The 15,457-nt window shown below is 70.8% G+C and carries 12 protein-coding genes; 9 read left to right on the top strand and 3 right to left on the bottom strand.

Going from position 1 to position 15,457, the window contains the following annotated elements:
- The first annotated feature begins 46 nt into the window (after window positions 1–46).
- From NON19_RS28495 to NON19_RS28470, 6 genes are all read left to right on the top strand, one after another.
- Window positions 47–1,144, top strand: coding sequence for a sugar ABC transporter substrate-binding protein (locus NON19_RS28495; protein ID WP_255932003.1), 1,098 nt, complete (start codon window positions 47–49; stop codon window positions 1,142–1,144).
- A gap of 223 nt (window positions 1,145–1,367) precedes the next feature.
- Window positions 1,368–2,156 carry an ATP-binding cassette domain-containing protein gene (locus tag NON19_RS28490; protein WP_255932002.1) on the top strand — a complete coding sequence of 263 codons (789 nt, stop codon included), beginning with the start codon at window positions 1,368–1,370 and terminating at the stop codon, window positions 2,154–2,156.
- Window positions 2,153–3,463, top strand: a complete 1,311-nt coding sequence (locus NON19_RS28485; RefSeq protein WP_372514318.1) for a sugar ABC transporter permease — start codon at window positions 2,153–2,155, stop codon at window positions 3,461–3,463. The genes NON19_RS28490 and NON19_RS28485 overlap by 4 nt, the downstream gene beginning before the upstream one ends.
- A 206-nt stretch (window positions 3,464–3,669) precedes the next feature.
- Complete coding sequence (gene dxs, locus NON19_RS28480) at window positions 3,670–5,589, top strand: 1-deoxy-D-xylulose-5-phosphate synthase (RefSeq protein ID WP_255932001.1); 1,920 nt, start codon at window positions 3,670–3,672, stop codon at window positions 5,587–5,589.
- Between the two features lie 262 nt (window positions 5,590–5,851).
- Window positions 5,852–7,357: an amino acid permease gene (locus NON19_RS28475; RefSeq protein ID WP_255932000.1), complete on the top strand. Its 1,506-nt coding sequence runs from the start codon at window positions 5,852–5,854 to the stop codon at window positions 7,355–7,357.
- 52 nt (window positions 7,358–7,409) lie between these two features.
- A complete protein-coding gene (locus tag NON19_RS28470) occupies window positions 7,410–8,915 on the top strand; it encodes a glycosyltransferase family 39 protein (RefSeq protein WP_255931999.1) in 1,506 nt (501 codons plus the stop codon).
- A 145-nt stretch (window positions 8,916–9,060) separates the two neighbouring features.
- Here the strand turns inward: NON19_RS28470 and NON19_RS28465 are convergent, their stop codons facing one another.
- Window positions 9,061–9,489, bottom strand: coding sequence for an NTP pyrophosphohydrolase (locus NON19_RS28465; protein WP_255931998.1), 429 nt, complete (start codon window positions 9,487–9,489; stop codon window positions 9,061–9,063).
- A gap of 83 nt (window positions 9,490–9,572) precedes the next feature.
- On the opposite strand from NON19_RS28465, the gene NON19_RS28460 reads away from it, so the two are divergent.
- Together NON19_RS28460 and NON19_RS28455 are read left to right on the top strand one after the other, a co-directional pair.
- Entirely contained in the window at window positions 9,573–10,457 is an 885-nt protein-coding gene (locus tag NON19_RS28460) for a DsbA family protein (protein WP_255931996.1), read from the top strand.
- Window positions 10,458–10,577: 120 nt separating this feature from the next.
- Window positions 10,578–11,549 carry an SPFH domain-containing protein gene (locus NON19_RS28455; RefSeq protein ID WP_255931995.1) on the top strand — a complete coding sequence of 324 codons (972 nt, stop codon included), beginning with the start codon at window positions 10,578–10,580 and terminating at the stop codon, window positions 11,547–11,549.
- Window positions 11,550–11,614: 65 nt separating this feature from the next.
- Here NON19_RS28455 and NON19_RS28450 read toward each other — a convergent pair whose 3' ends face one another.
- A complete protein-coding gene (locus NON19_RS28450; protein WP_255931994.1) occupies window positions 11,615–13,744 on the bottom strand; it encodes a 3-hydroxyacyl-CoA dehydrogenase NAD-binding domain-containing protein in 2,130 nt (709 codons plus the stop codon).
- Entirely contained in the window at window positions 13,741–14,955 is a 1,215-nt protein-coding gene (locus tag NON19_RS28445; RefSeq protein WP_255931993.1) for a thiolase family protein, read from the bottom strand. The genes NON19_RS28450 and NON19_RS28445 overlap by 4 nt, the downstream gene beginning before the upstream one ends.
- Before the next feature lie 184 nt (window positions 14,956–15,139).
- On the opposite strand from NON19_RS28445, the gene NON19_RS28440 reads away from it, so the two are divergent.
- The gene (locus tag NON19_RS28440; protein ID WP_255931992.1) at window positions 15,140–15,301 is read left to right on the top strand and encodes a hypothetical protein; all 162 of its coding nucleotides are present in this window, start codon (window positions 15,140–15,142) and stop codon (window positions 15,299–15,301) included.
- Window positions 15,302–15,457: the final 156 nt, after the last annotated feature.

Here is a 15,457-nt window from a genome sequence, read left to right as displayed (position 1 = left end):
CGTCCACCTCGGCCGCATCGTCGCGGCCCCGTCAGGGAGGTACCCCGTGAACACCACTCTGCGTCGTGTAGTCATCGCGACGGCGGCCGTTTCCATGGCGTTGTCGATGTCGGCGTGTGGCAAGGCAGGCGGCGGCAAAACCAGCGCCGCCGATGTGAGCAAGGGATTCCGTATCGGTCTGGCACTGCCGGAGAACCAGACCGCGCGGTATGAGGCGGTCGACCGCCCGAAGATCGAGGCCAAGCTGCACGAACTGTGCCCCAAGTGCCAGGTCGACTACGAAAACGCCGCACAGAACGCCAATACCCAGCAGCAGCAGGTCGACACGCTCATCAATGACGGCGACAAGGTCATCATTCTCGACGCGGTCGACTACAAGGCCATTCAGCCGTCGGTGCAGAAGGCACACGACAAGGGCGTGAAGATCGTGGCCTACGACCGGCTCGCCCAGGGGCCGATCGACGCCTACACGTCCTTCGACAACACCCAGGTCGGCAAGCAGCAGGGCCAGGCGCTGCTCCAGGCCATGGGCTCCAAGGCCAGCCCGAGCAGCCAGATCGTCATGGTCAACGGCGACAAGGGCGACCCCAACGCCGCCCAGTTCAAGGCCGGTGCGCACAGCGTGCTGGACGGCAAGGTCAAGATCGCCTCCGAGTTCGACACCAACGGCTGGCTGGCCAACAACGCCAACAACGAGGTCTCCGGCGCGATCAGCCGGATCGGCGCCAGCAACATCGCCGCGGTGTACTCGGCCAACGACGGCATGGCCGCCGGTATCATCTCCGCCCTGCAGTCCGCGCACGTCAGCCCGCTGCCCCCGGTGGGCGGCCAGGACGCCCAACTCGACGGCGTCCAGCGGGTGCTGGCCGGTACCCAGGCGTACACCATCTACAAGCCCTACAAGGACGAGGCGGACACCGCCGCCGAGATGGCGATCGACGTGGCGACCGGCAAGTCGGTATCCGCGGCCAACTCCACGGTGGACAACGGCACCAGCAAGGGAATCCCGGCCAAGCTGATAGCCACCGACATCATGACCGCCAAGAACATTCAGCAGACGGTGATCGCGGGCGGACTGTACACGGTGCAGCAGTTGTGCTCCGGGCAGTACGCGGCCGACTGCGCCAAGGCGGGCCTGAAGTAAGCCGGTTCGACGCCGTCGATTACCGCGGCCAATGACGGTCCGGTGCGCTGTCCCGGCAAAAACCCCGCTAACGGGAACAGCGCACCGGACACACCTGAGGGGAGCGGTGCCCCCGCAAAAGCGCTCTCGCTTTTCGCACCGCGGCATTCCCATACTTTCTTGCACAGCATTCCGCGTTTGCCACCGCAGCGCGGCATCCCCCGCTGGCCAGGCGGCGAAGGAGATGGTTCACGTGTCCGCTACGCCCGTGCTGGCGTTGCGCGGGATCTCCAAGCGGTTCGGTGCCGTACAGGCACTCACCGATGTCGAATTGGAGATCCGTTCCGGTGAAGTGGTCGCCTTGGTGGGCGACAACGGCGCCGGAAAGTCAACGCTGGTGAAGACGATCGCCGGTGTCCACCCGATCGACGAAGGCGTCATCGAGTGGGAGGGCCGGCCCGTGACGATCAACCGGCCGCACGACGCCCAGGGCCTGGGCATCGCGACCGTCTACCAGGACCTGGCGCTGTGTGACAACCTCGATGTCGTTCAGAACCTGTTCCTCGGCCGGGAGATCCGCAAGGTCGGCGTGCTCGACGAGGTCGAGATGGAGAAGCGGTCCCGCGAACTCCTCAACACCCTGTCGATCCGCATCCCCAGCGTCCGCATCCCGATCGCCTCGCTCTCCGGCGGTCAGCGCCAGACGGTGGCCATCGCCCGTTCGCTGATCGGCGACCCCAAGGTCGTCATCCTGGACGAGCCCACCGCCGCCCTCGGCGTCGAGCAGACCGCCCAGGTCCTCGACCTGGTCGAGCGGCTCCGCGAACGGGGCCTGGCCGTCATCCTGATCAGCCACAACATGGTGGACGTCATGGCCGTCGCGGACCAGGTCGCGGTACTGCGGCTGGGCCGCAACAACGGCGTCTTCGCCACCAAGGACACCAACCAGGAAGAGATCATCTCCGCCATCACCGGCGCCACGGACAACGCCGTGACCCGCCGGAAGGCGCGCACCGCGGAGGCGGACAAGTGAGCAACTCCGATCTGCACAAGCCCCCGGTACAGGACGAGGCCGAGCAGGAACCGGCCGTCGCCGCGCCGCCGCCCGCCGCCGACGCCATCGTGGCGGTCGACCCCCGACTGCTCATACGCGAGCAGGGACTCGGCGGCTACGTCACCGAGTTCAAGCGCCGGCTGCACAGCGGCGACCTCGGCTCCATGCCGGTGATCGTCGCCCTGATCCTCATCTGGGGCATCTTCCAGGGGCTCAACAGCACGTTCCTGTCGGCCAACAACCTGTCCACCATCGCGTTCAACGTGGTGGGCACCGGTATGATCGCCGTCGGCATCGTCTTCGTCCTGCTGCTGGGCGAGATCGACCTTTCGGTGTCCTACGTCAGCGGTCTGGCGGGCGCGGTCTTCGCCGTGCTCAGCGTCTACCACGGGTTCCCCGAGCCGCTGGCCCTGGTGCTGGGCATCCTCACCGGTACCGCCATCGGCGCGCTGCAGGGATTCTTCTTCGCCAAGGTCGGCGTACCGGCGTTCGTGGTGACGCTGGCCGGCTTCCTGGCCTGGAACGGCGCCATGCTCTGGGTGCTGGGCAAGAACGGCACCGTCAACCTCAAGGCCAACGGCCTGCTGTACAACCTCTACAACTACACGTTCACCGATGTCGCCTACGCCTACGGGCTGGCGCTGATCGGGGTGCTGCTCTACCTCGGCTCGTCGCTGTGGCAGGCCAACCGCCGCCGCCAGGCCGGGGTTCCGTTCCGCCCGCTGACCGACATCATCGTCAAGACGGTGCTGCTGGCGGTCGTCTCGTTCGCCGCCGCGGCGGTGCTCAACCAGGCGGACGGTCTGCCGCTGTGCCTGCTGCTGTTCCTGGTGGTGGTCATCGGCCTGGACCTGGTGCTGCGCCGCACCACCTACGGGCGGCAGATCTTCGCGGTCGGCGGTGGCATCGAGGCCGCCCGCCGGGCGGGCATCAACGTCGTCTGGATCCGGATATCGGTGTTCATGCTGGCTGGCACGATGGCCGCGATCGGCGGCATGTTCCTGGCCGGTCAGGTCAACTCGGCCCAGTCCACCCAAGGTGGCGGCAACACGCTGATGAACGCCATCGCCGCGGCCGTCATCGGCGGCACCAGCCTGTTCGGCGGCCGGGGCAAGACCTGGTCGGCGCTGCTGGGCGCGCTGGTGATCGTCTCGATCCAGCAGGGCATGTACATCCTCAACCTGAACACCGCGATCCAGTACATGATCACCGGTGCGGTGCTGCTGGCCGCCGTGGTGGTCGACTCGCTGTCGCGCAGGACACAGAAGGCCTCCGGCCGGGCGTAGCGCCCCCGCGGTGGGCGGCGATCCACCGCGCGGGCCATCTCGGCCGCCTTCCCCGGTACCCGGCGTGCTATGACGCGCCGGGTACCTTTGCGTGCGCCCGGGTGACGTGAATCGCATCGCCCGGCCGACTTCGCCCAGGACGGAACATTAGACTCGACGGACTGACCGGCAACGCTCGACAGGTTCGACAGCACAAGGAGGCACGGGTGGCCCTGCTATCCCGTATCAAGGGACCGCGCGACCTCGACCGGCTCACCCAGGAGCAGCTGGTGGAGCTGGCGGGCGAGATCCGGACCTTCCTCGTCGAGGCCGTGTCCAAGACCGGCGGCCACCTCGGTCCGAACCTCGGCGTGGTGGAGCTGACCATCGCGCTGCACCGGGTCTTCGACTCGCCCAAGGACAAGGTGCTGTTCGACACCGGCCACCAGAGCTACGTCCACAAACTGCTCACCGGCCGTCAGGACTTCTCCAGGCTGCGCAACAAGGGCGGGCTGTCCGGCTACCCGTCGCGCGCCGAGTCCGAGCACGACGTCATCGAGAACTCGCACGCCTCCACGGTGCTCGGCTGGGCCGACGGCCTGGCCAAGGCCAACCAGGTGCTGGGCCGCAGGGACCACGTCGTCGCGGTGATCGGCGACGGTGCGCTCACCGGCGGTATGGCCTGGGAGGCGCTCAACAACATCGCCGCCGCCAAGGACCGCCCGCTGGTCATCGTCGTCAACGACAACGAGCGCTCGTACGCGCCCACCATCGGCGGCCTCGCCAACCACCTCGCCACGCTGCGCACCACCGACGGCTACGAGCGCTTCCTCGCCCGCGGCAAGGACCTGCTGGAGCGCACCCCGCTGATCGGCCAGCCGCTGTACGAGACGCTGCACGGCGCCAAGAAGGGGCTGAAGGACTTCATCGCCCCGCAGGGCATGTTCGAGGACCTGGGCCTGAAGTACGTCGGCCCGATCGACGGCCACAACGTGGAGGCCCTGGAGTCCGCGCTGCAGCGCGCCAAGCGCTTCGGCGGCCCGGTGATCGTGCACTGCCTCACCGAGAAGGGCCGCGGCTACAAGCCCGCCGAGCAGGACGAGGCGGACCGCTTCCACGGCATCGGCGTCATCCACCCGGACACCGGTCTTCCGGTGTCCGCCGCGGGCACTGACTGGACGTCGGTCTTCGGTGAGGAGATGGTCAAACTCGGCCGGGAGCGCGAGGACATCGTCGCCATCACCGCGGCGATGCTCCAGCCGGTGGGCCTGGCCCGGTTCGCCGAGGAGTTCCCCGACCGGGTCTACGACGTGGGCATCGCCGAGCAGCACGGCGCGACCTCGGCGGCGGGGCTGGCCACCGGCGGGCTGCACCCGGTGTTCGCGCTGTACGCGACCTTCCTCAACCGCGCCTTCGACCAGGTGCTGATGGACGTCGCGCTGCACAAGTGCGGGGTGACCTTCGTCCTCGACCGCTCCGGCGTCACCGGCCCGGACGGCGCCTCCCACCACGGCATGTGGGACATGTCGATCCTCCAGGTGGTCCCCGGCCTGCGGCTCGCCGCACCGCGCGACGCCGACCAGGTACGCGCCCAACTGCGCGAGGCCGTCGAGGTCAAGGACGCGCCGACCGTGGTGCGCTACTCCAAGGGCGCCGTGGGACCCGCGGTCCAGGCGGTCGGCCGGATCGGCGGTATGGACGTGCTGCGCGACCCGGCCGAGGGGCAGGACCGGCCGGACGTGCTCCTGGTCTCCGTCGGCGCGCTGGCCCCGATGTGCCTGGAGGTCGCCGAACTCCTCGACGCCCAGGGCATCTCCAGCACCGTCGTCGACCCGCGCTGGGTCAAGCCGGTGGACGAGGCGCTGCCCGCGCTCGCCGCGCGGCACCGCGTGGTGGTCACCGTGGAGGACAACTGCCGTACCGGCGGCGTCGGTTCGGCCATCTCGCAGGCGCTGCGGGACGCCGAGGTGGACGTACCGCTGCGTGACTTCGGCATCCCGCCGATCTTCATCGACCACGCCTCCCGCAAGGAGATCATGGCCGAGATCGGCCTCACGGCTCCCGCCATCGCCCGTCAGGTCACCGGTCTCGTGGCCACGTTGGACGGCCGCTACGAGGACGAGGACGCCCTTCCGGCGGATCGCTGACCGGGCCGCGCCGCCGCGCTGACGTGGCTCCGGCCCGGTGGTGGCGGGCTTCGCCCGCGAAGCGCCCGGTGCCCGCCGCACGGGTCCGGCTTCGTCCTCCGGCGCCTGCGCCCGCGCCTGGGCGGGCCACTCCTTCGGGTGGTCCGTCCCGCCCATCGGCCTAGCCGCGGGCGGCGCGTCCGGGTGAGCTGCCGATGGCAGTGCTGGGATGGCCTGGCCGCTGTCCCAGCCCGGTGGGCAGGACAACCGTGGAGGTGCGTCGATGGATGCCAGAACGCCACAGCCCGCGACCCGGCCACGGAACCCGCTGTTCCGTACGAAGTCCGTCGAGCAGTCCATCCAGGACACCGAGGAGCCCGAGCACGCTCTGCGCAAGTCGCTGTCCGCGCTCGACCTGACGGTCTTCGGTGTCGGCGTCATCATCGGCACCGGCATCTTCGTGCTCACCGGCCAGGTGGCCAGGTCCTACGCGGGGCCCGCGGTCGCGCTGTCGTTCGTCACCGCGGGCGTGGTGTGCGCGCTGGCCGCGCTGTGCTACGCGGAGTTCGCCTCCACCGTGCCGGTCGCCGGATCCGCCTACACCTTCTCCTACGCCTCGATCGGCGAACTGCCCGCGTGGATCATCGGCTGGGACCTGATCCTCGAACTCGCCCTGGGCTGCGCGGTGGTGGCGGTCGGCTGGTCCGGGTACGTCAGGTCGCTGCTGGACACCATCGGGTGGCGGCTACCGCGCCCGCTGACCGGGATCAGCTCCGGTGGCGCCTTCGACCTTCTGGCCTTCCTGCTGGTGCTGGTGCTCACCGGGGTGCTGGTCGCGGGAATGAAGCTGTCCGCCCGGGTCACCTCCGTGATCGTGGCGATCAAGGTGACGGTGGTGCTGATCGTGATCGTCGCCGGGGCCTTCTACATCAACGGTGACAACTACACGCCGTTCCTGCCCACCGCGCGACCGGCCAGCGGCACTTCCTCGGGGTTCGGCGCGCCGCTGATCCAGCTGGTGTCCGGGTTCCGGCCGACGACCTTCGGCGTGTGGGGCATCTTCACCGCCGCGGCCGTGGTGTTCTTCGCGTTCATCGGCTTCGACATCGTGGCGACCGCCGCCGAGGAGACCAGGCACCCCGCGCGGGACGTGCCCCTGGGCATCCTCGGCTCGCTGGCGGTGTGCACGGGGCTGTACGTCGCGGTGTCCGTGGTCGTCACCGGTATGCAGAAGTACAGCCAGTTGTCGGTGGACGCCCCGCTCTCCGACGCCTTCAAGGCGGACCACGCGCCGGTCTGGTCCGGGGTGATCAGCTTCGGCGCGGCCGTCGGGCTCACCTCGGTGTGCATGATCCTGCTGCTCGGCCAGAGCCGGGTGTTCTTCGCGATGAGCCGCGACGGGCTGCTGCCGAGGTTCTTCTCCCAGGTCCACCCGCGGTTCGGCACCCCCTACCGGGCCACCTTTCTGCTGGGGCTGGTGGTCGCGGTGGTGGCCGGGTTCACCAGCATCGCCGAACTGTCGGAACTGGTGAACATCGGCACGCTGTTCGCGTTCGTGGTGGTCGCGGTCGGCGTGGTGATCCTGCGCCGGGTACGGCCCGACCTGCCGCGCTCCTTCCGCACCCCGTGGGTTCCGGTCATCCCGGCGCTGTCGGTGTGCGCCTCACTGTGGCTGATGCTCAATCTGCCCGCGGAGACCTGGGTGCGGTTCGCCATCTGGATGGTCATCGGCTTCGCCCTGTACTTCCTCTACGGGCAGCGGCGCAGCCGCCTCGGTCTGCGCGGCTGAGCCAGCCGCCGCGCGTTTCCCCGTCCGACCACGGCCGGGTACGTTGGACCGCATGCCTGCCGCCCCCGAGACCGCCGGTGTCACCTCGGCGGAGCTGCCGTCGCAGCGGGGCGGCCGGGCCGCCGCGGCCCGCACCGTTACCGGCTACTGGACCCGGCTGCTGCCGGTACTGGCCGTACTGGCCGCCCTGACCCGCCTGCCGTCCTTCCTGCGCCCGATCTGGAACCCCGACGAGGGCTTCCTCGCCACCCAGGCCCGGATGCTGGCGCACGGCGGCGTGCTCTACGACACGGTGGTGGACCGCAAGCCCCCGCTGCTGCCCTGGCTGTACCAGGGCGCCTTCTGGCTGTTCGGGGACGGCTCGCTGACGCCGCTGCGGATCGCCGCGGTGCTCGCGCAACTGCTCACCGCGGCGCTGCTGGCCGCCCTCGCCCGGCGCCGTTGGGGGAACCGGGCGGGCGCCGCCGCGGGCGTCGGCCTGCTGCTGGTCTCCATCGGGCTCTCCCCGGAGGACAGCCAGGCCGCGACGTTCGAGGTCTTCATGCTCCCGTGGACGGTGGCGGCCGTCTTGTGCGCGGACCTGGTCCGTGGCCGGTCGGCCACCCGCTGGGGTGTGCTCGCGGGGTTCGCGGTGGCGGGCGCGGCGCTGACCAAGCAGACCGGGGGCGCGGTACTGCTGCCGGTGGCCTGGTCGCTGTGGCGGTCCGGGCCGCGTCGCACGCGGGCGCTGGGCGGTCTGGCGGCGGGCTTCCTGGTACCGGTGCTCGGGGCGGCGGTGGGGCTGGGGGCGCACCGGTTCGTGTTCTGGACGGTGACGGGCTCCGGGTCCTATCTGTCGGTGAGCGGTGCCTGGCTGGTGGCGGCCGGACGGGCACTGGGCAACACCGGGATCCTGGCCGCCGCGTGCGCCGGGGCCGTGGTGCCGGTGGTGCACCTGCTGGTCAGGCGGCGCCGGTTCGCCGAGTCGGACCTGTGGATATGGCTGGCCGCGTCGGCGGTCGCGGTCGCCACCGGTTTCCAGTTCTACGGCCACTACTACCTGCAACTGCTGCCGCCGCTGGTACTGCTCGGGGTGGCCGCGCTACGGCGGCTGCCGCGCTGGTGGCGCCCGGCCGCCGGATGGAGCGCGCTGGCGGCGTGCGGCTTCGCGGCGTGGGGGCTGGCGGCGCCGCGCGGCGATCTGGGCCACGCCCGCGAGGTCGCCGCCGCGATCGCGGACCGTACCGCGCCGGGGGAGACGGTGCTGGTGTGGGGTATGCACCCCGAGGACTACTGGCTGTCCGGCCGCGCCCCAGCCAGCCGCTATCTGACCGCTGGCTTCCTCACCAACTTCAGCGGTGGCCGCGGCGGTGCGCGGGTCGGCGAGCAGTACGCGGTGCCGGGCGCCTGGCGCACCCTGCGGCAGGAGATGCGGCGCCGCCCGCCCGCCCTGATCGTGGACGACTCGCGCGGCCAGCCGTACGGCCCGGCGCACATCCCGGGCTTGCGCCAACTGCTGGCGGGCTACCAGCGCACCGGCACGGTGGACGGCGCGGTGCTCTACGCGAAGCGCCGCTAGGCGCTTCGCTGGGGGTGGGGCTGAGCGCTCCGCTGGGGGTGCGGTGTTGTGCGGCGATCATCTGCGGCGCCGTTGTGGCTGGTCGCGTCGATCGGCTTCAGCGCCGTTGTGGCTGGCGCGCGGTTCCCCGCGCCCCTTCGGGGCGCTATCGGCCCTCGCCGCCCACCGTGCGCACCGCCCGCGGCCCCGCGCACACCGCGCCGTGGGCGCAGGCTCGCTCACGCAGCGCCCGGTCCGCGCTGACCAGCAGCAGCGGGCGGTCCGGCGCCTGCCGTGCGGCCCGCTCCAGCAGCTCCACCATCCGGTCGTCACCGCTACCGGGCGCGGCCTCCACCCGTATCCCGGGCACCGAGGCCACGTCGCGCGCCGCGCCCTCGACGACCAGGACCACCTCCAGCGGACGGCGGCGCGCCCACTGCGGGACGTCCGCGCCGTCCGGGAAACCGTGCACGGCCAGCGGCGCCAGGGCGTCGCGCAGCCGCTCGGTGGCGCCGTGCCGGTCCCGCCACCAGCCGTCGGGCACGGCCCCCACCGTGTTCGCCGCGTCCACGACAACGAGCGGTTCAAAGGTCATGGGCCTACCCTGACACGGTCCCGCCCCCAGGGGCGGTGGTATACAGGCGCGGTAGGGCAACGCAGGAAGTGATGGGACGCGTGATGGCAGAGTCCAAGGGGTCGCAAGGGGCCACCGGGCAGGCTGGGCCGACGGCTTCGAGTGCGACGAGCGGCCCCCGCAGCGGCTGGCGGCGCTGGCGCCCGTACTCGGCGGCGATCGTGGCGGTCGCGGCGATCTTCGTGGTCTCCGCGGTCATCGGCGCGCACGTACGGGCCGGGAAGAACACCACCGTCAAGCCGCCGAACGGCGTCCCCAGCGCGGCTCCGCTGAGCATCCCGGTCAACCCCGCGGTGCCGGTGACCGTCACCGTCTACATGGACATGCGCAGCCCGCAGTCCAAGACGTTCGCCGAGAGCTACGCCAGCGCCTTCGACTACCTGCTCAACTCCGGCCAGGCCAGGATCGAGTACCGTCTGGTCACCCCGACCGACGCCAAGCTGGGCGGCAAGGGCTCCGCGATGGCCGCCAACGCCGTGGCCTGCGCCCAGGACCAGGGCAAGGACCAGTTCGAGGCGTACGTCAAGCAGCTGTGGAAGCACCAGCCCGAGCGGGCGCACGACAAGTTCGCCAGCGCCGCCTACCTGGAGAGGCTGGCGGACAAGCTGCCCGGGCTGCCCAAGACGGAGAAGCTGCAGGCCTCCGAGTTCGTGCCCTGCGTCAACGACGACGACCACGGCGGCTGGGTCATCGCCTCGCAGAAGAAGTACCAGCGCGACGGTCTCGGCGACGTACCGGTGCTGCAGATCAACGGCCAGACGGTGTCCCCGGCCAAGGACGGGCTGACCCCGGCCAAGCTGGTCTCGCTGGTGCAGAAAGCGGCGGCGCTCGCCGACGCCCAGGCGGCGCCCTCCGCTTCGCCTTCCGCTTCGGCCCCGGCCAAGCCGTCCCCCTCCGCGTCCGCGTCGGGCGCGCCGTCCGCGGGCTGACGCCGCCCATGTTCCGCCAACCGGACCATTAAAAACACATAATCCGACTCACCCAGCCTGTCTTCCGGCGTTTCGCACCGGATGTCTCGCAGGATGGAGCCCTAGGTGCTGGGCGGCTGGATGACGGAGGGCGGAGCCATGGTGCTACCGGTGTTCGCCGGATCCGTCGCCGCCACCACGGAACGGGCACCCACCGCCACCGAGCCGACGGAACGCCAAGGCCCTTGCCTGCCGGGCTGGTTGGCGGTCAGCACCGGCGCCGCCGCCGCGGGCGCCGCGCTGTGGCTGCTGTGGTGGCGGGGAGTGCTCCCGGACCGGGTCGCCGGGCACCACGTGCTGCCCGGCAGCCCGGGCTACGGTGCCGACTACGCGACCTGGGGCGCGGTGATGCTGCTCGCCGCGCTGGCCGCGATCGCCGTGGGCGGGCTCAACCGGGGCAGGCCCGGCAGCGTGTGGGTGCTCACCTGGTGCGGCGGCTACCGCGGCACCGTACGGCGCACCGGACTGCTGTGGATCAATCCGCTGCTGACCAGGCGCCGGGTGGACGTGGCACTGCGGCACTGGCGCAGTCGGCCCATCGAGGCGGTCGACGCCGACGGCACCCGGCTGCACGCCACGGTGCTGCTGGTGTGGCGGGTACGCGACACCGCCCGGGCCTGCTTCGCGGTCGACAACCACGTCGTCTACCTGCGCGACCAGATGGAGTGCGCGGTGACCCGGGTGCTGTCCCGGCTGCCCACCGACGACTTCCGCACCCGCTCCCGGACCCTGCGCGACACCGACCACGTCGGTGAGGCGCTGACCCTGGCGCTGATGGAGGAGATGCGCCCGGTGGGCGTCGAGATCGTCTCCGCCCGGCCGATGCGCATCGACTACGCGCCCGAGGTCGCCGTGGTCATGCGGCGCAGACAGCTTGCGGCGCTGGACGCCCGGCACCGCCAGGCGCTGGTCGGCGATCTGGTCACCACGGTCGCCGAAACCGTCAGCGGGCTCACCGACCGGGGCCGGATCACCCTGGACGACCATGCCCGCACCGTACTGGTGAAGGACCTGACCGCCGCCCTGTGCGGCCCGGGCAGACCGCCGGGTTGAAGCGGGGAAGCGCAAGGGCCGCCCGGGAGGGAACAACTCCCGGGCGGCCCTTGCGCGTTACCCGGTTACGCCGGGACGCTGGCCACGCCCGGGGCGAGGAAACGCTTGCCGTTCACCCGCTCCGAGACGCCCTCGCGGTCCAGGTACGGGGTGATGCCGCCCAGGTGGAACGGCCAGCCCGCGCCGGTGATCAGGCACAGGTCGATGTCCTGGGCCTCGGCCACCACGCCCTCGTCCAGCATCAGGCCGATCTCCTGCGCGACGGCGTCCAGCACCCGCTCGCGCACCTGCTCCTCGGTGAGCTCGACGTCGCCCTGCTTCAGCAGCGCCGCGACCTCGGGGTCCAGCTCCGGCTTGCCGGAGTCGTAGACGTAGAAGCCGCGCTTGCCCGCCTTGACCACCGCGGCCAGGTTCTCCGAGACCTTGAAGCGGTCCGGGAAGGCGCCGTGCAGCGTCTCCGAGACGTGCAGACCGATCGCCGGGCCGACCAGCTCCAGCAGCACCAGCGGGGACATCGGCAGTCCCAGCGGCTCGATGGCCTTCTCGGCGACCTCGACCGGGGTGCCCTCGTCGATGACGTTCTGGATCTCACCCATGAAGCGGGTCAGGATCCGGTTGACCACGAACGCCGGAGCGTCCTTGACCAGGACAGCGGTCTTCTTCAGCTTCTTGGCCACGCCGAAGGCGGTGGCCAGCGAGGCGTCGTCGGTCTTCTCGCCGCGCACGATCTCCAGCAGCGGCAACACGGCGACCGGGTTGAAGAAGTGGAAGCCGACGACCCGCTCCGGGTGCTGGAGCTTCGACGCCATCTCGCTCACCGACAGCGAGGAGGTGTTGGTGGCCAGGATGGTGTCCGGTCCGACGACCGCCTCCACCTCGGCGAACACCTGCTGCTTGACGCCCATCTCCTCGAAGACGGCCTCGATGACGAAGTCCGCGTCACCGAAGGCGGCCGCCTTGTCGAGCGAGCCGGACACCAGCGCCTTGAGGCGGTTGGCCTTGTCGTTGCTGACCCGGCCCTTGGCGAGCAGCTTGTCGATCTCGCCGTGGACGTAGCCAACGCCCTTGTCGATGCGCTCCTGGTCGATGTCGGTCAGCACGACCGGCACCTCGAGGCGGCGGGCGAACAGCAGCGCCAGCTGCGAGGCCATCAGACCGGCGCCGACCACGCCGACCTTGCTGACCGGGCGGGCCAGGTTCTTGTCCGGCGCGCCGGCCGGGCGCTTGCCGCGCTTTTGCACCAGGTTGAACGCGTAGATACCGGCGCGCAGTTCACCGCCCATGATCAGGTCGGCGAGCGCCTGGTCCTCGGCGTCGAAGCCCTGCCGCAGGTCACCGTTCCTGGCACCGGCGATGATGTCCAGCGCCCGGTACGCGGCCGGGGCGGCGCCGTGCACCTTGCCGTCGGCGATGAACCGGCCGCGCTCGACGGCCTGGTCCCAGGCCTCGCCGCGGTCCACCTCGGGCCGTACCACCTCGGTGTCGCCCTTGAGGACGGACGCGGTCCAGGCCAGCGACTGCTCCAGGAAGTCCGCACCCTCGAAGATCGCGTCGGCGATGCCGAGTTCGAAGACCTGCTTGCCCTTGAGCTGCTTGTTCTGGTTGAGCGAGTTCTCGATGATCACGCTCACCGCGCGGTCCGCGCCGATCAGGTTCGGCAGCAGCGTGCAGCCGCCCCAGCCCGGCACCAGACCGAGGAACACCTCGGGCAGCGAGAACGCGGGCACGGCCTTGGAGACCGTACGGTACGAGCAGTGCAGACCGACCTCGACACCGCCGCCCATCGCCGCGCCGTTGTAGTACGCGAAGGTCGGAACGGCGAGCGCGGACAGCCGCTTGAAGACATCGTGGCCGCCCTTGCCGATGGCCAGCGCGTCCTCGTGCCGCTTCAGCAGCTCAACGCCCTTGAGGTCGGCGCCGACCGCGAAGATGAACGGCTTGCCGGTGATGCCCACACCGACGATCTCGCCGTCGGCGGCCTCCTTCTCCACCTGGTCGATCGCCGTGTTGAGGTTGGCGAGCGACTGCGGGCCGAAGGTGGTCGGCTTGGTGTGGTCCAGGCCGTTGTCCAGCGTGATCAGGGCGAACTTCCCGGCACCCAGCGGGAGTTCGAGGTGGCGTACGTGCGCCTGGGTGACGACCTCGTCCGGGAACAGCTCGGCCGCACCCTTCAACAGCTCAGCGGTCGTGGTCACTTGCCCTCCCAGTGGGGGTTCTCCCAAATTACGGTGCCGCCCATGCCGAAGCCGACGCACATGGTGGTCAGGCCGTAGCGGACCTGCGGCTGCTCCTCGAACTGGCGGGCCAGCTGCGTCATCAGGCGGACGCCGGAGGAGGCCAGCGGGTGGCCGAACGCGATCGCGCCGCCGTACTGGTTGACGCGTGGGTCGTCGTCGGCGATGCCGTAGTGGTCGAGGAACGCGAGCACCTGTACCGCGAACGCCTCGTTGACCTCGAACAGGCCGATGTCGGAGATCGAAAGGCCCGCCTTGGCCAGCGCCTTCTCGGTCGCCGGAACCGGACCGATGCCCATCACCTCGGGCTCGACACCGGCGAACGCGTAGGACACCAGCCGCATCTTGACCGGCAGGCCCAGCTCGTTCGCCACGTCCTCGGCGGCCAGCAGGGAGGCGGTGGCACCGTCGTTGAGGCCCGCCGCGTTACCGGCCGTGACCCGGCCGTGGGCGCGGAACGGGGTCTTCAGGCCCGCCAGGTTCTCCAGCGTGGTGCCCGGGCGCATCGGCTCGTCGGCGGTGGCCAGGCCCCAACCGGTCTCGCCCGCATCGGGGTTGGTGCGGCGCACCGAGATCGGCACCAGGTCCTGCTGGATCTTGCCGTTGGCGTACGCCTTGGCGGCCTTCTCCTGGCTGCGCACCGCGTACTCGTCCGCGCGCTGCTTGGTCAGGTGCGGGAAGCGGTCGTGCAGGTTCTCCGCCGTCATGCCCATGAACATGGCGGACTCGTCGACCAGCTTCTCGGAGACGAAGCGCGGGTTGGGGTCGACGCCCTCACCCATCGGGTGGCGGCCCATGTGCTCGACACCACCGGCGACGACCACGTCGTACGCGCCGAACGCGATGCCGCCGGAGGTCGTGGTGACCGCGGTCATCGCGCCCGCGCACATGCGGTCGATGGCGTAGCCGGGGACGGTCTTCGGCAGACCGGCCAGGATCGCCGCGGTACGGCCGATGGTCAGGCCCTGGTCGCCGATCTGGGTGGTGGCGGCGACGGCGACCTCGTCGATCCGCTCCGCCGGCAGGTCCGGGTTGCGCCGCAGCAGCTCCCGGATGCACTTGATCACCAGGTCGTCGGCGCGGGTCTCGTGGTAGATGCCCTTGGGGCCCGCCTTGCCGAACGGGGTGCGGACGCCGTCGACGAAGACGACGTCCCTAGCGGTACGAGGCACGTTGGCTCTCCCTCATTCGTGTTCGCTCGCCGCCGGGCGCGCGGCGTTCCGCGGCGCGCGGTGTAGCGGGCAGCCCGGCAGAGTGCGCCGCACGGCCAGGCATGCGGCGGCTCACACCGTCATGCTACTTGCGGGTAACCAGTGTGGACAGTCCCCCCGCGCTAAGCGGTGAACGTCACATTCCGTGCAGCTCGGGGGGCTGTCGCGCTCGCGCTGGCGGTGCGGGGTGCGGTGCGCTGGCGCTGGCGGTGGTGGTGTGGGGTGCGGTGCGCTGGCGGTGACGGTGTGGGGTGCGGTGGCGCTGGCGCTGGCGGTGGTGGTGTGGGGTGCGGTGCGCTGGCGGTGACGGTGTGGGGTGCGGTGGCGCTCGCGCTGGCGGTGTGCGGGTGCGCTCGCGTGGCGGTGTGGGGTTTTTCCCGCCCGCCCGTTTGCCGTCTCGGCTTTGTGTGTCGTTGCGCAACCGGGCGGGTGCGCTGCTGCGCTGCGGGTGTGTGGGTGGGGG

The organism is Streptantibioticus rubrisoli, assembly GCF_024436055.1.
GTDB lineage: Bacteria > Actinomycetota > Actinomycetes > Streptomycetales > Streptomycetaceae > Streptantibioticus_A > Streptantibioticus_A rubrisoli.
The sequence above is the reverse complement of the archived record's forward strand: the minus strand, read 5'-3'. Positions and strand labels throughout refer to the sequence as shown.